Origin of the sequence: Diaphorobacter limosus, assembly GCF_033100095.1 — a bacterium.
Taxonomy (GTDB): domain Bacteria; phylum Pseudomonadota; class Gammaproteobacteria; order Burkholderiales; family Burkholderiaceae_C; genus Alicycliphilus; species Alicycliphilus limosus.
The window spans coordinates 2,473,096-2,492,328 of record NZ_CP136921.1; the positions used below are offsets into that span (position 1 = coordinate 2,473,096).

A 19,233-nucleotide genomic window follows, 5' to 3' on the forward strand; every position below is an offset into this window, starting at 1 on the left:
AACAGCAGCAACCGCTGTTGCATTTGGCAATCGGGCTATTCGGCCGAATCCAGCGTGGTCGGTGCCAGCCAGTACTTGAAGGTGCCGCTGGCCGTGGCCACCAGCCGGCCTTCTTCGTCCAGCAGCTGCGCCGCGCAACTACACAGGCTGCGGGTGGAGTGCACCACCCAGCCTTCGGCCAGCAGCGCGCCGCGCCCCGGGCGGTGAAAGCGGCTCGTCATCTCCACCGTCACGGCGGTCTGCGATGGCGCGCCGGGCTGCAGCGCGCAGGCGCGCGACATGACCGAGTCCAGCAGGGTCATGATCACGCCACCATGCGCGGCGGGCAGCTGGTTCAGCAGCTCTTCACGCATGTGGGGCAGGCGCACATGCACCTTGCCCGGCGGCGCCGGCACCTGGGCCGCGCCAATCAGGCGCATGAAGGCGCTGCGGTCGGGGGGCGGTGCGGCCCCGTTCATGCGTCGCGCGCCTCGCGCACCATGTTGCGCGCGATGATGATCTGCTGGATCTGCGTCGTGCCCTCGTACAGGCGGAACAGGCGCACGTCGCGGTAGAAGCGTTCTATGCCGTACTCCTCCATATAGCCGGCGCCGCCCAGGATCTGCACCGCGCGGTCGGCCACGCGGCCGCACATCTCGGTGGCGAACATCTTGGCGCAGGAGGCCTCGGTGGACACGTTCTGCCCATCGTCGCGCCGGCGCGCGGCGTCCAGCGTCATGCACTCGGCGGCGTACAGCTCGGCCTGGCTGTCGGCCAGCATCGCCTGCACCAGCTGGAAGTCGCAGATGGCCTGGCCGAACTGCTTGCGCTCCAGCGAATAAGCCAGCGCGTCGCGCAGCATGCGTTTGGCCACGCCCACGGCCACGGCGGCGATGTGAATGCGGCCCTTCTCCAGCACCTTCATCGCGGTCTTAAAGCCCTGGCCTTCCCTCAGGCCGATCAGGTTGGCCGCCGGCACCTTGACGTTGTCAAAAATCACGTCGCAGGTGTGGGCGCCGCGCTGGCCCATCTTCTTGTCGTACTTGCCGAAGCTGATGCCGGGGCTTTTCGCATCGACGATGAAGGAGGACACGCCGCCCGCGCCCTTGTTCGTCGGGTCGGTGCGCGCCATCAGCGTGAACATGCCGGCGTGCGGCGCGTTGGTGATGAAGCGCTTGGTGCCGTTGACGATGTAGTGGTCGCCATCCTTGATGGCCGTGGTGCGCAGCGAGGCGGCGTCCGAGCCGGCCTCGGGCTCGGTGAGCGCGAACGAGGCAATGACCTCGCCCGTGGCCAGCTTCGGCAGCCACTCGGCCTGCTGCTCGGGTGTGCCGTCCATCAGGATGCCCTGCGAGCCTATGCCCACCGTGGTGCCGATGACGGAGCGAAAGGCCGGCGCGGTCTGGCAAAGCTCCAGCAGCACACGGCATTCCTCCTCCATGGTCAGCTCCAGGCCGCCGAATTTTTCTGGAATGGTCATGCCGAACAGGCCCAGCTCGCGCATCTCCTGCACGATGGATTCGGGGATCTCGTCGGTCTCGGCCACTTCGTTCTCGGCCGGCACCAGGCGCTCGCGCACGAAACGGCGCACGCTGTCCAGCAGGGCTTCCAAAATTTCAGGGTCGCGGATCATGGGTGTCTCCTTACAGGGTTTCGGCGGTGCCGAGAATGGCCGTGGACTGGCTCGACAGCGTACCGCCGTTGCCGTGCACCACGGCCGTGCGGTGCTGCTTCAGCTGGCGCGCACCGGCCTCGCCGCGCAGCTGGCGCACGGCCTCGATGAGCGCAAAGATGCCGTACATGCCGGGGTGCACGCAGGACAGGCCGCCGCCATTGGTGTTCACGGCCAGGCGTCCGCCGGGGGCGATGCCGCCCTTGGCCACGAAGGCGCCACCCTCGCCCTTGGCGCAGAAGCCCAGGTCCTCCAGGAACAGGATGGTGTTGATGGTGAAGGCGTCGTAGACCTGGGCCATGTCCATGTCGGCCGCCTTCAGGCCCGCCATCGCAAAGGCCTGGGCGCCCGACTGCGCGGCACTGGTCGTCGTCAAATCCGGCATGCAGGAGATCTGGCGGTTCCAGATCGCCGTGGCATTGCCCAGTACATAGACCGGGGGCCGCGCCAGGTCGCGTGCCCGGTCGGCGCGCGTGAGCACGATCGCGCCGCCGCCGTCGGTCACCAGGCAACAGTCGCGCACCGTCAGCGGGCTGGCGATGGGGCGCGCCCCGAGCACGTCCTCGATGGTGAGCGGATCGCGCATGAAGGCCTCGGGGTTCATCTGCGCCCAGGCGCGTGCGGCCACGGCCACCTCGGCCAGCTGCTCGCGCGTGGTGCCGAACTCATGCATGTGGCGCGCCGCGGCCAGCGCATAGGCCGTCACCGGCAGCACCGGCTCGTAGGGAAACTCGTAGGGCTGGGGGTCGAGAAAGCGCCGCGCGGCCACGCTTTCCTTGCGCCCGAAGGTGGCCGAGCGCTGGGCGCTGCCGTAGCACACCAGCACCGCCTTGCACTGCCCGGCCTCGAGCGCGCGCATCGCCGGCAGCAGGTGGGCGATGAAGCTGGAGCCGCCGATCATGGTGCCGTCCACATAGGTCGGGTTGATGCCGAGGTGTTCGATCACCGGCATGGTCCACATGCTGGCGTTGACGCTGCAGGTGGCCAGGCCGTCGATGTCCTGCATGCTCAATCCCGCGTCCTGCACGGCCGCCTGCGCGGCGCGCACCAAGAGCGTCATGTCGTCCATGCCGGGCGCCTCGCCGCAGCCATAGGTGGCGGCGCCGGCGATGGCCACGCGCCCGCGCAGCGGGCGGTTCACGGCGGCGGCGTCAAAGAGGGATTGGGGAATGCGGCTCATGCGGCACCTCCTTGCGCTTGCACCGGGGTGAACAGCACCAGGCCGCGCCCGTCCTTCTGCGCCACATGGGCCTGCACACGCTGGCCGATGCGTACATCTTCGGGCGCCAGGCCCTCGACGCGGCTCATCATGCGCACGCCTTCATGAAGGTCGATCAGGGCCACGTTGTAGCTGCCGCCGGCGTCCGCCTTGCGCGCGATGGTGCTCGTGGAATAGACCGTGCCCAGGCCGCTGGGTCGCACCCAACGCAGACCGCCGGCGCCGCAATGCGGACACAGCTCGCGCGGGGTGAACACATGGTGTTGGCACTGCGGGCAGTGCTGTATGCAGAAGCGGCCGGCGTCCAGCTCGGCCTGGTAATGGGTTTGTGCGCTCAGGTGCATGGTCACGAATGGGGTTGATAAGCCTGTTGCACGCCAGCATGCCCTCAGCGGCGACCGGCTTCAATTCGGCAATTTGAAAGGGCGGCTTTTGCGCCCGGCCAGCCCTCGGGGAAACCCGGCTTTGGCAGGGGTCAACCTGGGCTTTCGCAATGGCGCAGAGGCGCCCGTCCGCGCCTCCATAGCATGCGCCGCTGGTAGCACCGCAAGCAACAACCCAAGGAGACAACATGCTGCGCCGCCCCTCCCCCCGCACCCTGGCCTGCCTGCTGGCCTGCGGCCTGACATGGAGCCTGGGCGCCCAGGCCCAGAAGATTTCGGACGACGTGGTGCGCATAGGCGTGCTGTCGGACATGTCGGGCCTGTACGCCGACACGGCGGGTCGCGGCTCGGTCGAGGCCGCCAAGCGGGCCCTGGAAGACTTTGGCGGCCAGGTATTGGGAAAGAAGGTGGAGATCGTCTGGGCCGACCACCAGAACAAGGCCGACGTGGGCGCCACCCATGCGCGCACCTGGTTCGACCGCGATGGCGTGGACCTGATCGTCAACCTGAACAACACCGCCGTCGCCATCGTCGTGAACAACCTGGCGCGCGAGAAAAACAAGCTGGTGATGAACACCGGCGGCGCCTCTGACATCCTGACCAACGAGCATTGCGCACCCACCTCCATTCACTACACATACGATAGCTATGCGCTGGCCAATGGTGCGGTGCGTGGCATGCTGGCGCAGGGCAAGAAGGAATGGTTCATCCTGGGCGTGGACTACGCCTTCGGCAAGGCCATGTCGGCCAACATCACCGAGTTCGTGCAGGCCGGCGGCGGCAAGGTGGTGGGCAGCAGCTACCACCCGCTGAACGCCAGCGACTTCTCGTCGTTCCTGCTGCAGGCCCAGGGCTCCAAGGCGCCGGTGATCGTGCTGGCCAACGCGACCTCGGACACCGTGAACACCATCAAGGCGGCGAACGAATTCGGCATCACCAAGGGCCAGACCATCGTGCCCAGCATCATGTTCATCAACGACATCCATGCGCTGGGCCTGAAGCACGGCCAGGGCATGGTGTTCACCACCGGCTTCTACTGGGACCGCAACGACGACACACGCGCCTGGGCGCGGCGTTTTTTCGGCAAGATGAAAAAAATGCCCTCCATGGTGCATGCCGGCGACTATTCCGCCGTGACGCAATACCTGAAGGCGGTGCAGGCCGCCGGTAGCGACGATGCCCAGACCGTGGTCAGGCAGCTGCGCGCCATGCCGCTGAAGGACATGTTTGCGCAAAATGGCAAGCTGCGCGAGGATGGGCGCATGGTGCACGACATGTTCCTCGTCGAGGTGAAGAAGCCGGCCGAGTCCCAGTACCCCTGGGACTACTACAGGGTGCTGGCCACCATTCCCGGCGACCAGGCCTTCAAGCCCCTGTCCAAGAGCACCTGCAAGTTCATCAAGCAAACTTGAGGGCTGACAGTCCAACTTTGGGGGGAACCCACCATGCAACGCCCATCGGCCGACCAGCTGGCCTACACCCAGCCCCAGCTCTATATCAACGGGCAATGGCTGGGCATTGATGGGCGCCAGGCCGAAGACGTGATCAACCCCGCCACCGGCGCGGTGCTGGCACGCCTGCCGCACGCCACGCCGGCCGACCTGGATGCCGCCCTGACCGCCGCGCAGCGGGCCTTTTGCGGCTGGCGCGCGGTAGCGCCGCTGGAGCGCTCGCGCATCCTTCGCGCCGCCGCTGCGTTGCTGCGCGAGCGCGCCGACGCCATCGCCCACGGCATGACGCTGGAGCAGGGCAAGCCGCTGCGCGAGGCGCGCCTGGAGCTGCTGGCCAGCGCCGACACCTTCGATTGGCATGCCGAAGAGCACATTGAGGCCAAGCGCGGTATCCAGTGGGTGAACCGCATCCCGGAAATTCTGCGCTCTGGGAAGATCGACCGTGACCCGACGCTGCCGCGTGTGTTCGTCGTTCAGGATTCCGATCCGGCGAATGTCGCGGTGATTCGCTTGGATTGGGACGGCCAGCAGAAGACGTGGCTTGTGACCGCGCACCAAGATGACAAGGGCAGGTGGGGCGAGCAGGGCAAGACTTCACGCACAACCCTGACAGGCGGACAGGTGCAAGGAAACCCCTCTCTGTCCGACTCGCCCGCTGGCAGTGTAGCCCAAGACTTGCTTGGCGACAAACCCAACACCAGCCAGCAGCAGGCTGCCGACGAGCGCGCACGCCGAGCCGGCCAAGACCAGCAGCGGCGCAATGCCGCCCCTGCCCCCGAGGAATTCGCCCTGGGCATGGAGGACGCGCGCACGGGGCGCGAGGTTGATCCTCGGCAGCAGGATATGGAACTGCTGCGCCAGGTGGATGAGGCTGTGCAGGACGCCGATGCGGATACCCTGCCAGGCTTCAGCCGTAGCGCCAGCACCAAGGCGGCCTATGAGGCGCGCATCGATGCGCTGTTTGCCGGCGGCAAGCCCACTCTGGACGGTGTACGCGTGCTGGATCGCTCAGACATGCTGGCCTTGCTTGGCATGGGCGATGGCCCTGTGAACCTAGCCGAGGGGAAGGTGACCGCAGGGCAAGACAATCATCCGCATATGACGGCGGCTATGTGGAAGAAGATTCCGCAGTGGCTGGATAACCCGGCGCTGGTGTTTGATTCCGATACCACGCCAGGGCGCCTGGTGTTCATCGCTCCTGAACTGGTCAACGGCGCACCTGTACGCATCATCGTGGAGCCAAATGCCGCAGGAAGCATCAATGCGCATCTGCTGGTCAATGCCTACGATGCCGAGCGCAATCCGTTCCAGCGCTGGGAGCGCGAAGGGTTGCTACGCTACTTCGACCAACAAAAAGCGCCCTCTATCTCCGGGACGTTCCAGCCGCGATTGACTGGCTTGCCCGGAAACAAACGGCGCGGGAAGATTCTAACGCAAAAGCACCTGGCCGGCTACCGGCGCGCCAACGATCCGCAGCGTTCTTCAGCGCCGCAACCCAGCACCACTGGCGCCACTGTCGCCACCATCACCGACGCCATCCGCAAAGCCTACGGCAACGTGCTGGACAAGCTGCAAGCCAAGGGCTTGGTGACGCTGGTGCAGTCACAGGATGATGCGATTGAGGCGGCGGCCAAGGCACGGGCGGACAAGACGGGGCAGCCGCTGGAGGTGGTGCTCGAGGAACTGCTGGCGTCGGTCAGCAAGAGTTCGGCTATGCGGTTGTGGGTTGGTTCGCGCACAGTCAATGATGCGCTGGTTCCAGAGACGACGGAATATGCCGGCAGCAAGACGGGAAACCTGGCGAGCGTGCCAGCTGGCGCAAAGGTTCCTGTCGGCCCCATTCGTGTGGCCGTGGGCCAGGCGTTCGGGCCGCATCGCGGTTTTGGCATGGAGCACATGCATGACAACATGCAGCGCGATGCAAGACGCGCACCTGTTGCGGAAACAGGTGATGCTGCCGAGGACTTGATGCGCCAAGCGGTTGCCGTGCTGCGCGGGGCGACCCGCATTCACAACGACGGCAACGCCTATGTATTTGTGAATCTTGTCGCGAGACAGGCAGCCATCGCGCAGTGGCGCGGGGATCACTATTCCGTAGTGTCCGTGCGCCCGTATCAAGGTGATTCAGTGGCTTTGTGGGGGAACCCGGAATGGGCTGGGCGCCTGACCTTCCCAACCCGCGACGCTGCAGCTGCGCCGCCCTCCACCACCGACACCAAGGCAAATGAGCTGCGCCAAGGCCGCACCGGGCTAGAGGTTCAATCCGAGAGGTTTGATCTTAACGCCGAAGGTGCTAAGCCGCAACCAACAGTGACCATCAAGAAGCGACGGAATCTGGACATTAAGCGCAGCGCAGACGGCGCCATCCAAGGCTTCTACGACCCGCAATCCGGCCAGTCTTTCATGATTGCCGATGGCCTGACGAACGAGGCAGCGCCCGGCGTGCTGGTGCATGAGGTTGGCATTCACATGGCGGCCGACACCAGCAGCGACAAGGGCAAGGCGGCGTTCGACAAGATCGTGGAGCGGGCGGGCCAGCTGCTTGAGCTGGGACGGGGCAATGTGTTCTTTGACCGGGTGAACCAGCGCATGCGAGATGCCGGCGAGACAAGCAACGAGGAGGCTGCTGCCTACATCGCCGAGGAGTACGAGCGCGACCGGGTGAATGCCCCGGCCAGCGTCAAACGCTGGGTGACGGACTTCCTGGCGGCGGTGCGCGGCTGGCTGTTTGGCAAGGGCGTGCTGGTGAAGGCGAGCGACTTGGGCGCTGCCGACATTGCGGCGATTGCGCGGGCGAATGTGCGCCAGGCGGCGCGCGGTACCATTGACCCACGGGCCGATACCACGGCCGATGTGAAAGGAAGCAAGGATGCAGCGGGAAACTTCTATGGAGACCTTCGACGACGAGTCGCTGACGGACGAGGATATCGTGAGGATGAGCTATTCCAAGCTCTCGCCGGAGGAGATAAAGGAGCTTCACGATCCGGCTTCATACATTACCGTGGAGGAATGGCAGCAATTGAGAGCGCAACAGCAACCGCCTACTGGGACGGAGAGCTAGCCGGCGCGGAGGGGTTCTTTACCACTGCCTTCCAGCTGAAGCAGGGGGGCAAGCCGGCGTTCTTGATGGCGATCTTCCCTGAGGGCGCCCTGACCGACGGCTCTTGGGGCAATGTGGTCGCGGCGTATCACGGATAGGAAATTCAACCGCATGAGGCCAAGTATGGCGCGAGTTTTGGGCCTCGAAACACGTTCGGCCAAGGAAGGTTGAGCGCTCGCTTGCCGCTCAATGGCAAGAGCTTGGGAGGCAGTATGCATTTGGGCCTGGCGCGCGCGCAGCTGCTTCCCCGCAGCGATGGATACCGCCGCTTCACTGGGTCACCAATTGACGCGCTGGTCTACCTCGTCGGGTTGAGCTGCCAGATCCCAATCCGGCTCGCCTTGCGCACCATCATCCACCGGCGCGTCGCAGCCCTCCCACAGCGGTGGCCCGCGTGCCGGGGTGATGTGTGGGGGGCAGACTCCACCCCGATGTGGTTCAGGATGTGGCGGATTTCGGCGCTGTGGGTGATGAAGGCAATGATGCGCATCTGCCCACCGCACATGGGGCACAGCAGCGGAAATGCCTCGTAGATGCGGGCAATCAGCACCGCCCACAAGTAATGCGCCGCTCGCTTCGGGCGTGCTTCAGGTTCGGGTGTGGGTGTGGCCGCGTTGCCCGGCGCCGCCACCCCAGGTACGCCCGCGCCAGGTTGTGCAGTCTCCACCGTGGCTGGTTGCGACGCAGCAGGCTGAGCCAGCGCCGTTACCGCCGCTCTCAGCGGCGAGTTTGGTGCCAGCACACCAAAGTAGCGGTGCCGGTGGGTGCGTGGTGGGGGTACCAGGGCGGCGATGCGGTCGATCAGTTCCAGCGGTGTGAGGTGCAGCTCATCTGCCTTGGCACCACGCTGGTCACTGGTGGGCTCGCTGCGCTGTTTGGCACAGCGGTACACCAGTTTGCTTCCCTCTTTGCGTAGGCGCTCCATGGAAAACGGTGGACGCGCGCAATAGCGCAGCAGCCGCTCCAGCGCAGCGCGGTCGTGGGCTTCGATGCAGACACCGGCGTCCACCGAGAAGCCGCTGTGTTTGTAGCCCAGCATGTCTTTGGCGTCACAGTTCTCCAGCAGGCCCCGAGCAACGAAGGCGCGCAGGATGCGTTTTTGCAGTGTGGTCTGCACTTGTGCCACGGGTGTCGCATCGATGCCGGTGGCAGGGTGGAATACGACGCCTGACGCAGAGACTTGCATTGCGGCATCAGCGCTGCCCTCGCCTGCCACCTCCTCAAACACCCCGTCCACCACACAGACGTGGAAGTGGACGTGTTCGTTCAGGCTGGAGCCGAATCGGTGAATGAAGGCGATGGCACCGATGTGCAGGCCTGCCTTGTCCATATGGGCCGCACCGGGGCTGTGGGTCTGCAGAGTTTGTGCGATCACCCGCAGAAAGATGCGCAGCACCATGCTCAGCACCGCTCCGTCGCGTTGCATGAAGTACCGCAACCTCTTGGGCACGGAGAGCACCCACTGGCGCACCGGCAGGCGGGGGAAACCGAAAACCGAGGATCGCTGGGTAGTACCGACAAGCCCAGGGCAGGCCTCTGGGCGCCGGAGGTAATGCCCGGCGAGACCGGTTTATCGGGTGTTGCGCCGATGCTGAACGCAATGGGGTATGCGTCGCTGCGCGCCGTCCTCCGGAGGCAGACGCGCCCCCAGCGCACGGAGTGGATACACCATGGCCTGGTGCGCCGCAGTTCAAGAAAAATCGGGATCCAGCCCATATAGATGGGCGCCATGCGCTATTAAAAGTAGAGCATTCCGCCGTACGTGCAGCACGAAACCATTGAGATCGTGGTGCACCGGCAGCAAAAAAAAACGGTGCAGCGCCCCCACCAGAAAGGCTGCACCGCTCAGGATGGCGTTTAGACCATCCCCGCTTTCGCCATAGTGGCGAGCCAGATCAGAAATTGTGGCGAATACCGAACTGGATACCGGAGCTGGAGCCGCCTGGGCTGGTCGCGCCGATGCCGTCCGCCACGGCGAAGGCCGTACCGTTGCCCTTGTTCTTCACGCGGCCATAGGTGGTGTACAACACCGTGCGTTTGGACAGCTTGTGCACGTAGCCCACCGCGAAGTGGCTCGCATCGTTGCCGATGTTGGTGGCGTTCACCGTGCCGATGGTCGCGCGGATTTCGCCGGCCTTGCCCACGGGCGCCTGCACGCCGATGGACTGCGAGCGCGTCTTGCTGTCGCCGATCTTGTTCTCACCCCACAGCGCCATCACTTCGACCACGCCGAAGTCGTAGCTGCCGCCGATATTGGTCTGGCGGAAGTCGCCCAGCGCCGCAATCTTGGTGGTGGTGGTGCCAATGGCCACGCTGAAGGGGCCCGCTGCGTAGCCCACGCGAGCGCCCGCCACGTTACCGTCGTTGTTGCCGGTCTGCTCGCCACGGGCGACCATCACCTGGCCGAACAGGCCGCCCATCTTGGGCAGGTGGTAGCCGATGGAGTTGGAAGCGCGCACGTGGGTGATACGGGCCTTCAAGGGATAGAAGATGCCGGCGGCAGAGCCCACGCCGTTGGTGCCGAAGGCGCTGTACTTGGACAGGTTCCAGAAACCGGGCGTGTAGTCACGGCCCAGGCGTACCTCACCCCAGTTGCCCATCAGGCTCACGGTCGAGCGACGGCCGAAGGTCAGGCCGCCGCTTTGGTTCTTCAGGTTGTCGGCGCTGGTGGAGCCACCGGTGCCCACGTCAGGGTTGATGGCGGCTTCCAGGTGGAAGCCAGCCTTCAGGCCGCCCCCCAGGTCTTCCGTGCCGCGAAAGCCGATGCGGCTGGATAGGTTGCCATCGGTGCCCAACTGGTTCACCGAGCCGCTGCCGCTGGCAGAGAAATGCGATACGTTTGTATCGATGAGGCCGAAGATAGTCACGCTGGACTGCGCCTGGGCTGCCACGCCAACGCTGGCCAGAGCCAGGCCGATGGCGATAGGGGAAAGCTTCATGGAGTATCTCCTTGGGGGTTTTGGTAATTTTTCGGGACTGCAGAAAAATTTCTGCGGTGTTCATGCTAAGAAGCACAGCTTTCAATTGGCTGTCCACGGACCCAGGGAAAACACCTGTGCGCGGCAGTGCTATCGTGCCGCGCATGCAATTGCTTCTCGTTGAAGACGACCCCACCATGCAGACCACGCTGACGCGCGCGCTGGAGCGCCGTGGCATACGGGTCACCGCCCTGGGCGAGGGCCACGGCGCACTGGCCCGCTGGAGCAGCCACCCACCCGACGCCGTGGTGCTTGACCTCACCCTGCCCGGGCTCGACGGCCTGCAGGTGCTCGAGCAGGCGCGCGCGCGCGGCTTGCGCACCCCCGTGCTGATCCTCACCGCACGCGGCACGGTGGGCGACCGCGTGGTGGGCCTGAACGCCGGCGCCGACGACTACCTGCCCAAGCCCTTCGACCTGGACGAACTGGAAGCGCGGCTGCACGCCCTGGTGCGCCGCAGTGATGTAACTCAAGCCAAATCGGGCTCAAACTCAATACAGATAGGCGCTGTGCGCTACGAAAAAGAGAGTGGAGCACTGTACCTGGGCGACACGGCCCTGGAGCTCACGCCGCGCGAACTGGCCCTGGTGCACGCGCTGCTGGCGCGGCCCGGCCACGCCGTCACCAAGGAGCGGCTGTATGAGCTGGTGTTTCCGGGCCAGCTGGACGTGCAGTACGAAGCCATCGAAGTGGTGGTGTACCGCTTGCGCAAAAAACTCACCGACACGGGCCTGACCCTCATGACCTTGCGCGGCCTGGGCTACCTGATCAAAGCCGAGGGCGCATGACCCCCCGCCCGGCCGCTCCGAAGGGGGCTCGCACCGCAGTGCGCAGCACGGAGGTTAGCCAATGAACCCCACCACGCCGCGCACGCCCGTCGCTGGCCACCCCGTGGCGCGGCGCGCGCTGTCGCTGCGCGGGGAGTTGCTGCTGGGCATCTTGTTGCCGGTGCTGCTCTTTGTCGGCTTCAACACCTTCAGCCTCTACCGGCAAACGCTCAGTTCACTGCACACCGCCTACGACCGCACGCTGCTCGCATCGGCCAAAAGCATCAGCGAGCAGCTGGACGTGAGCGGTTACGACGACGCCGCCGAGCTGCGCGCAACGGTGCCCTATTCCGCCCTGGAAGCCTTCGAGGCCGACAACCAGAGCCACATGTTCTACCGCATCTCGAACTTGCGCGGCGATCTGATATCGGGCTACGCCGCACTGCCCGTCTGGCGCGGCTCCATTCCGGCACGCCCGCCGTACGCCGCGCTGGTGGATTTTTACAATGACCAGTTTGAGGGCCGACCGGTGCGCGTACGGATAGGCGTTTTAACCGCATGAGGCCAAGTATCGCACCGCGGAAGCGCCATCAAGCCGGCTGAGACACTCGATTTTCCCGCCCAGGTGTCAGGTTCACCACCAGGGTTTGGCGTTCAGGAGAGTGATTTGCGGCGCTCGGCGTGTACCGGGCGCAGAGCCAGTTCGCGGCAAGTCAAAATCGCCGCTTTGTTCATTCACCAACTGATGCGCTGATCGACCTCAAAGTCCGGTGCCGGTTGCGCCGCTAGGTCCCAGTCTGCTGGCTCGGTTTGCGCCCCGTCATCCATCTGCGCATCACTACAGTCATCCCACAGCGGTGGCCCGCGCGCCGGGGAGATGCGGGGTGGCTCTGAATCTGCCCCGATGTGGTCCAGGATGTGCCGGATGTCAGCGCTGTGCGTAATGAACGCGATGATGCGCATATGCCCGCCACACAGCGGACACAAGAGGGGGAACACCTCGTAGATGCGGGCGATCAGCACCGCCCACAGGTAGTGCGCTGCACGCTTGGGCAGCACCGGCTCGCTCTGGGATGGCAGCGCGCTGCTCATCGGTACCACACCAGGCGCGCACTCCCCCGTGCTGATCGACGCGCCCAGCACGGGAGCGGCTTGCGCCGGTGTCGCCAGCGCCGTCACCGCAGCCCTGAGCGGCGAGTTGGGTGCCAACACGCCAAAATAGCGGTGCCGGTGGGTGCGTGGCGGGGGAACCAGCGCGGCAATGCGGTCGATCAGCTCCAGCGGTGTGAGGTGCAGCTCATAAAGGCCGATATGAACCGGCCGGGGCGGGCGCAAGCCTGAGCAGCCATTCCCTGCACCGGAGTGTTTCGTGCCGCGCCTCGCCGCGACCGTGTCGCAGCTGCAGGATGCCGTGGCGCACGCAACGTCGCCGGCAGCGCATCTGCCCACGGCTCGCTATGCGCCTCACCGTCCCGAGCGCACGCTGCTGTACGCGCTAGTGCAGGCGCACTACCCGGACTTCATCGCGCGTCTTGAGGCCGAAGACCGCCCGCTGCCCGAGTATGTGCGCGAGGAGTTCGAGACCTACCTGCGCTGCGGCGTGCTCGAGCACGGCTTCCTGCGCGTGGTCTGCGAGCACTGTCGTGCCGAGAGGCTGGTGGCGTATTCCTGCAAGAAGCGCGGGCTGTGCCCGAGCTGCGGCGCACGGCGCATGGCCGAGTCGGCGCGGCATCTGGTGGACGAGGTGTTCGGCCCGCGGCCGGTGCGGCAATGGGTGCTGAGTTTCCCGTACCCGTTGCGCTTCCTGTTCGCCAGCAAGCCTGAGGCGATCGGCCCGGTGCTGGGCATCGTGCATCGTGTGATCGCCGGTTGGCTTGCCGATCAGGCCGGCGTGCCGCGGGATACGGCGCAATGCGGCGTGGTGACCCTGATCCAGCGCTTCGGCAGCGCGCTGAATCTCAACATCCACTTCCACATGCTGTGGCTCGACGGCGTGTACGAGGACACCACCGAGCGTCCGCAGCGCAAGCCGCGCCTGCACCGCACCCGTGCGCCCACATCGGCGCAACTGACGGAACTGGCCAACACCATCGCGCATCGCGTGTGCCGGCACCTGACGCGCAAAGGCTGGCTGGAAGGCGAGGACGAATCCGTGTTTCTGTCCGACAGCGCGGGTAGCGACGACGGCATGGATGGGCTGCGGATGAGTTCGATGACCTACCGCATCGCCACCGGTCGCGACGCTGGCCGCAAGGTCGTCACGCTGCAAACATTGCCCGGTGACGCAGGCTCGCTGGAGGGCGATGCCGGCAAGGTCGGCGGCTTCTCGCTGCATGCCGGCGTGGCCGCGGAAGCACACGAGAGCCACAAGCTCGAAAAGCTGTGCCGCTACATCACGCGCCCGGCGATCAGCGAGCAGCGGCTGTCGATCTCACCGCAGGGTAGGGTGCGTTACCAGCTCAAGACGCCGTGGCGCAATGGGACCACGCATGTCGAATGGGATGCGGTGGACTTCATCGCCAAGCTGGCGGCACTGGTCCCGCCACCTCGCGCGCATCTCACCCGCTTCCACGGCGTATTCGCCCCGAATGCAAACCTGCGCGCGCAGCTGACGCCATCGGGGCGCGGCAAGCGGCCTGCGAGCGATGCAGTGCCGGTGGACGTCAGCGCCCACGACGAACCGCGCAGCCCCGAGCAGAAGCGCCGTGCGATGAGCTGGGCGCAACGGCTCAAGCGGGTCTTTTCCATCGACGTCACCACCTGCGCCCACTGCGGCGGCGCGGTGCGGATCGTCGCCAGCATCGAAGACCCCAAGGCCATTCGCGCCATCCTCGCCCACTTCGAGAAACACGGCGCGCTGGAGCAAGCGCACTACCGGCCCGCAGCGCGCGCCCCGCCGCCGGCCGCGTGACGAGGTGCCGGCCACGCAGCCGGCAGCCAAGCCAGAGTCCGATCCGATGCGGCCACGACCCCGCAGGGCTGCGCTCGGCCCTGTGCCGGGATTCGGTGAGAAATGGCTACGCACTGAGCCGCTGCGTGGCCCCGCGATGTCGAAAACCCACGCATGAACCCCCGATCTGTGCCCGATCTGTGCCCAAAGCGGCGCTTGCGCGGCCGCTTCCTACCTGCCAGACTCGCAAAAAAGGGCGGTTGAACTTCCTATACCCGACCTCGCCCTCGGCGCGGTCGCCGGCTAGCTTGAGGTTCACGGTCGTCACGTTGTGATGCAGGATTTCCATGGCCTTCTGGATTTCCGGCAGCTTGTCGATGAATTCCATCGCCAGGCCCTTGGCGAAGTGGCCGTGATCGTCAATCGCATCCTCGTGATAGAGCGTACGCATCTTGACGTGATCGTGGCGGTCGGCAGCGTTGCAGTAGGCCATGATCAGCTCGTAAATCGCCTGCTTGTCGAGCAGTTCGTCGAGCTGCTGTTCGCGCGTCTTGCCGCTCATCAGCTCAATCCCACGACCGGCAGCGCGACGCCGTGCACCGCGCGCGCCTGCTCGGAGCAGAGGAAGGTGATGACTGCCGCCAGATCGCCCGGCGCGACCCATTTCTTCGGATCGGCGTCTGGCATCGCGGCGCGATTCGGTGGCGTGTCGATGATGCTGGGCAGCACGCAGTTGACGTTGATGTTCTGCTCGCGCAGTTCGCCGGCCATGGCTTCGGTGATGCGGATCACCGCGCTCTTCGAGGCGCTGTAGGCCCCCATCTGCGCCACGCCTTTCTGGCCGGCGCCAGCGCCGACGTTGACAATCTTCCCGCCGCCGCCCGCCAGCATCGCCGGTACCGCGGCGCGCACGGCATTGAGCAGGGTGCCGACGTTGATGTCCTGCATCTTTTGCCAGTCGGCTGCCGCAGTGGCATGCACCGGGGTGCCCATGGCGAAACCGCCGGCGATGTTGCAGAGGGCGTCGAGACGGCCGAACTTCTGCATCGCGGCGTTAACCGCATTCTGCGCCGAGGCAGAGTCGAGCAGGTTGGCCGGCAGCAGCAGGCGTGTGTCGGCGGTGCCGGGATACGCTTGTTGCAGCACGGCCTCGCTGACGTCGGCCAGCGCCAGCCTGGCGCCACCAGCAGCAAAGCCTGCGGCAACCGCCTTGCCGAGAGAGCCGGCCGCGCCGGTAATCATCACCACCTGATTGTCGAAGCGCATGGCGTTTCCGTATGAGGAATCTGGTTTATTGAAGCAGACGGCAATGTGCGGGCGAATCCTGCAATCGTGTGAGCCCGCATGCCGGCGATTTCAGCTTGCCTTGGTGGCCGCTTGCGTCTGCCAGTAGGGGTGATCCGGCGGATATTGCGGACCGTCCGGCGACCACTCCGGCGGGCCGAAAATCCAGCCCAGCTTGTTGCGCCAGCCCTTGGCGTTCCAGACCTGGCGCAGCATGAAGGCGGTCTCGTGGAAAATCACGGTGGGCAGGCTGAAGGTCTTGAGGTCGTGCACCAGGCCGTATTTCACCGGGACGTCGCGGCGCTCTTCCTGGAAGGTGCCGAACAGCTTGTCCCAGATAATGAGGATGCCAGCGTAGTTCTTGTCGATGTAGATGCCGTTGCTGCCGTGGTGGGCGCGGTGATGCGAGGGCGTGTTCATGAACTTTTCGAGGAAGCCCAGGCGGTCGATGGCCTCGGTGTGGATCCAGTACTGGTAGATCAGGCTGATGCCGAATTGCACCGCAATCGCCAGCGGGTGAAAGCCGACGAAGGCCAGCGGCAGGTAGAACACGAAGGTATACGCCGGGCCCAGGGTCGACTGGCGCAGCGCAGTACTGAGGTTGTAGTGCTCGCTGGAATGATGATTGACGTGCTCCATCCAGAACAGGCGGCAACGGTGCGCGCTGCGGTGATACCAGTAATAGGTAAAGTCGTCGGCGAAGAACAGCAGCACCCAGGTCCACCAGACGAGGGGCGAGAGCGTGAACAGGCGATGTTCATAGACGAAAGCAAACAGCCAGCCGGTATAGCCTGCGCACAGGGCCCGCATGCCGAGCTTGATCAGGCCCAGCGAGATGCTGACGCTGCTGTCCTTGATCTCGTAGCCCCTTTTGCCCTTGCTCTTGGCGCGGCGCAGGGCGAACCACTCCCAGGCCATCAGGACCAGAAAATAGGGCATGGCGATGTAGAAGATGTATTTGGCCCACCAGTCCAGCGTTTCCATAAGCTCCTCGATTCGCACGATGTATTGACTGTTAGCATTCTCTCCATTGTGTATCACTTGCCGCTTGACCCCGCACGACAATCTGTATGACAGCACGCGCCAAGACCGGAGTCGACGACCCTGCGGCCCTCGCGCCCAGCACCGCGGTCAGCTATCTGCTGGCCTTGTTCGACTATTTGCGCCTGCGGCAGATCGATGCGACCGAACTGCAGCGGAGCCTGAACGTGGATCTCAACGACCGCGATGCGCGCGTCAGCGAGCTGGAGGCGGCTGAATTGTTCAATCGCGCCGCCGTGCTGGCCCAGGATCCTGATCTCGGCGTGCATGTTGCCGAGCACATCCGGCCAGGGCATTACGGCGTTCTCGGCTATGTCGCCATGGCCTGTACGACCCTGGGCGAGGCCATGCTCGCCCAGCAGCGCTATCAGGGGCTGGTGATCACCGTTGCGCCGGTGGACGTGCGGATCGACGCCGAAGCGATCGTGTTGAGCTGGAACCGTTCGACCGATCTCCGCTACCGCCAGCTTGCGGAGTTCAATCTCGCCGGCATGCTGACTTTTGTGCGCTGGATCACCGGACAGGCGATCTCTCCGCTGGGCGTCGATTTCACATACGAGGCGCCGCAGCGCCTGGACGAGCAGCGCCGTGTGTTCGCCTGCCCGATACGCTTCCGGCAGGACAGTTACCGCATGATCGTGCCGAAGTCGTGGCAGGGACTGGGCCTGATCCAGCCGGACCCCGCCATGCGCCAGTTGATGGATCGCCTGGCCCAGCAGCAATTGCTGACGCTCACGCGCACGGACGATCCGCTGGTCCGCGCCCGCCGCCTGATCGCGCAGCGGCTGGGAGATGGCGAACTGGAGCTGAGTCATGTCGCCTCGGCGCTGCACGTCTCGCCACGGACCTTCCAGCGCAAGCTCCAGGAGCATGGTGAAAGTTTTACCCAGCTGGTCGATGGCGTGCGCAAGGAAATGGCTGAACGCTATCTGGAAGATGCCTCGCTGAGTCTCACGGACATCGCTTTTCTGCTGGGGTATTCCGAGCAGAGCGCCTTTGCGCGTGCCTACAAGCGCTGGACCGGGCACGCGCCGGCACGTACGCGACAGGCGGCGGCCGGTTGAGCCTTACTGAGGGGGCGGCATGGGCAGGGCCAGTGGCCGCAGGGGTTGACGGACAGGGTCCCAATCCGCGGCGGCCTGCCGCAGCCGCTCGATGCGCTCGGCGTCCAGCGGATGCGTCGAGAGCAGGGACGGTGCTTCACCGCCGTGTTCGGTGTGATAAGCCGCAAAAGTCTCGAATACCGAAGCGCCGCCGCCGGCGTGACCATAAAGTTTCTTCACTGCGGCGATGGCATGTCCGTCGGCGAGCGTTTCCGCCTGCCGGGAATAGCCGCGCTGGACCACGGTGGCAAAGGCCGTAGACAGGCTGCCGGCATTACCGGTCAGCAGGGTCAATGCCAGCTGATCGCCGGTTGGCTTGCCGATCAGGCCGGCGTGCCGCGGGATACGGCGCAATGCGGTGCGGTGACCCTGATCCAGCGCTTCGGCAGCGCGCTGAACCTGAATGTTCACTTCCACATGCTGTGGCTCGACGGCGTGTACGACGCGAACGTCGAGCCCCCGCGGCGCAAGCCGCGCCTGCGCCGCGCCCGTGCCCCCACCTCTGCGCAACTGACGCAGCTCGCCAACACCATCGCGCATCGCGTGTGCCGGCACCTGTCGCGCCGCGGCTGGCTCGAAGGCGAAGACGAATCCGTGTTCCTGTCCGACAGCGCGGGTAGCGACGACGGCATGGATGGGCTGCGGATGAGTTCGATGACCTACCGCATCGCCACCGGTCGCGACGCTGGCCGCAAGGTCGTCACGCTGCAAACATTGCCCGGTGACGCAGGCTCGCTGGAGGGCGATGCCGGCAAGGTCGGCGGCTTCTCGCTGCATGCCGGCGTGGCCGCGGAAGCACACGAAAGCCACAAGCTCGAAAAGCTGTGCCGCTACATCACGCGCCCGGCGATCAGCGAGCAGCGGCTATCGATCTCACCGCAGGGTAGGGTGCGGTATCAGCTCAAGACGCCGTGGCGCAATGGGACCACGCATGTCGAATGGGATGCGGTCGATTTCATCGCGAAACTGGCCGCACTGGTCCCGCCATCTCGCGCCCACCTGACCCGCTTCCACGGCGTATTCGCCCCGAATGCAAACCTGCGCGCGCAGCTGACGCCCTCGGGGCGCGGCAAGCGGCCTGCGGGCGATGCGGCGCCGGTGGACGTCAGCGCCCACGACGAGCCGCGCAGCCCCGAGCAGAAGCGCCGTGCGATGAGCTGGGCGCAACGGCTCAAGCGGGTCTTTTCCATCGACATCACCACCTGCGCCCACTGCGGCGGCGCGGTACGGATCGTCGCCAGCATCGAGGAACCCACCGCCATCCGCGCCATCCTCGCCCACTTCGAGAAGCACGGCGCGCTGGAGCAAGCGCACTACCGGCCCGCAGCGCGCGCGCCGCCGCCGGCCGCGTGACGAGGTGCCGGCC

At 65.5% G+C, this 19,233-nt stretch carries 14 protein-coding genes and 4 pseudogenes; 7 read left to right on the forward strand and 11 right to left on the reverse strand.

What is annotated here, in order from left to right; translation table 11 throughout:
- Positions 1-35: 35 nt before the first annotated feature.
- The 4 genes from P4826_RS12005 to P4826_RS12020 are packed head-to-tail and all read right to left on the reverse strand — an operon-like array spanning position 36 to position 3,214.
- The gene (locus P4826_RS12005; protein WP_317700626.1) at positions 36-458 is read right to left on the reverse strand and encodes a PaaI family thioesterase; all 423 of its coding nucleotides are present in this window, start codon (positions 456-458) and stop codon (positions 36-38) included.
- Positions 455-1,612 (reverse strand): acyl-CoA dehydrogenase family protein, encoded by a 1,158-nt coding sequence (locus P4826_RS12010; protein ID WP_317700627.1) that lies wholly within the window; start codon positions 1,610-1,612, stop codon positions 455-457. The genes P4826_RS12005 and P4826_RS12010 overlap by 4 nt, the downstream gene beginning before the upstream one ends.
- A 10-nt stretch (positions 1,613-1,622) precedes the next feature.
- Entirely contained in the window at positions 1,623-2,831 is a 1,209-nt protein-coding gene (locus P4826_RS12015) for a thiolase (protein WP_317700628.1), read from the reverse strand.
- Entirely contained in the window at positions 2,828-3,214 is a 387-nt protein-coding gene (locus tag P4826_RS12020) for a Zn-ribbon domain-containing OB-fold protein (RefSeq protein ID WP_317700629.1), read from the reverse strand. Before P4826_RS12020 ends, P4826_RS12015 begins: the two co-directional genes overlap by 4 nt.
- A gap of 227 nt (positions 3,215-3,441) precedes the next feature.
- On the opposite strand from P4826_RS12020, the gene P4826_RS12025 reads away from it, so the two are divergent.
- Positions 3,442-4,665: an ABC transporter substrate-binding protein gene (locus P4826_RS12025; protein WP_317700630.1), complete on the forward strand. Its 1,224-nt coding sequence runs from the start codon at positions 3,442-3,444 to the stop codon at positions 4,663-4,665.
- Between the two features lie 33 nt (positions 4,666-4,698).
- Entirely contained in the window at positions 4,699-7,902 is a 3,204-nt protein-coding gene (locus tag P4826_RS12030) for an aldehyde dehydrogenase family protein (protein WP_317700631.1), read from the forward strand.
- Between the two features lie 180 nt (positions 7,903-8,082).
- Here the strand turns inward: P4826_RS12030 and P4826_RS12035 are convergent.
- Together P4826_RS12035 and P4826_RS12040 are read right to left on the reverse strand one after the other, a co-directional pair.
- Positions 8,083-9,290: pseudogene (locus P4826_RS12035) on the reverse strand (transposase); the annotation flags it as partial.
- Positions 9,291-9,699: 409 nt separating this feature from the next.
- Positions 9,700-10,743: a porin gene (locus P4826_RS12040; protein ID WP_317700632.1), complete on the reverse strand. Its 1,044-nt coding sequence runs from the start codon at positions 10,741-10,743 to the stop codon at positions 9,700-9,702.
- A gap of 143 nt (positions 10,744-10,886) precedes the next feature.
- Between P4826_RS12040 and P4826_RS12045 the strand changes: the two genes are divergently transcribed.
- Positions 10,887-11,570, forward strand: coding sequence for a response regulator transcription factor (locus P4826_RS12045; RefSeq protein WP_317700633.1), 684 nt, complete (start codon positions 10,887-10,889; stop codon positions 11,568-11,570).
- A gap of 61 nt (positions 11,571-11,631) precedes the next feature.
- A pseudogene (locus P4826_RS12050) lies at positions 11,632-12,093 on the forward strand (sensor histidine kinase N-terminal domain-containing protein); the annotation flags it as partial.
- 191 nt (positions 12,094-12,284) lie between these two features.
- Here P4826_RS12050 and P4826_RS12055 read toward each other — a convergent pair.
- Positions 12,285-12,848: pseudogene (locus tag P4826_RS12055) on the reverse strand (transposase); the annotation flags it as partial.
- 70 nt (positions 12,849-12,918) lie between these two features.
- Here P4826_RS12055 and P4826_RS12060 point away from each other — a divergent pair.
- Positions 12,919-14,460 carry an ISCR element clade Ia family transposase gene (locus tag P4826_RS12060; RefSeq protein WP_317700634.1) on the forward strand — a complete coding sequence of 514 codons (1,542 nt, stop codon included), beginning with the start codon at positions 12,919-12,921 and terminating at the stop codon, positions 14,458-14,460.
- A gap of 106 nt (positions 14,461-14,566) precedes the next feature.
- Here the strand turns inward: P4826_RS12060 and P4826_RS12065 are convergent, their stop codons facing one another.
- The 3 genes from P4826_RS12065 to P4826_RS12075 form a co-directional block, all read right to left on the reverse strand.
- A complete protein-coding gene (locus tag P4826_RS12065; protein WP_008645849.1) occupies positions 14,567-15,001 on the reverse strand; it encodes a nuclear transport factor 2 family protein in 435 nt (144 codons plus the stop codon).
- Complete coding sequence (locus P4826_RS12070) at positions 15,001-15,705, reverse strand: SDR family NAD(P)-dependent oxidoreductase (protein WP_008645848.1); 705 nt, start codon at positions 15,703-15,705, stop codon at positions 15,001-15,003. Before P4826_RS12070 ends, P4826_RS12065 begins: the two co-directional genes overlap by 1 nt.
- Positions 15,706-15,795: 90 nt before the next feature.
- The gene (locus tag P4826_RS12075; protein WP_317700635.1) at positions 15,796-16,707 is read right to left on the reverse strand and encodes a sterol desaturase family protein; all 912 of its coding nucleotides are present in this window, start codon (positions 16,705-16,707) and stop codon (positions 15,796-15,798) included.
- 86 nt (positions 16,708-16,793) lie between these two features.
- Between P4826_RS12075 and P4826_RS12080 the strand changes: the two genes are divergently transcribed.
- Positions 16,794-17,828: an AraC family transcriptional regulator gene (locus P4826_RS12080; protein WP_054258074.1), complete on the forward strand. Its 1,035-nt coding sequence runs from the start codon at positions 16,794-16,796 to the stop codon at positions 17,826-17,828.
- Positions 17,829-17,831: 3 nt separating this feature from the next.
- Here P4826_RS12080 and P4826_RS12085 read toward each other — a convergent pair whose 3' ends face one another.
- Positions 17,832-18,284, reverse strand: a complete 453-nt coding sequence (locus tag P4826_RS12085; RefSeq protein WP_068595586.1) for a M48 family metalloprotease — start codon at positions 18,282-18,284, stop codon at positions 17,832-17,834.
- On the opposite strand from P4826_RS12085, the pseudogene P4826_RS12090 reads away from it, so the two are divergent.
- Positions 18,165-19,220, forward strand: a pseudogene (locus tag P4826_RS12090) (transposase); the annotation flags it as partial. The gene P4826_RS12085 and the pseudogene P4826_RS12090 sit on opposite strands and share 120 nt — an antisense overlap.
- Between the last annotated feature and the right edge of the window lie 13 nt (positions 19,221-19,233).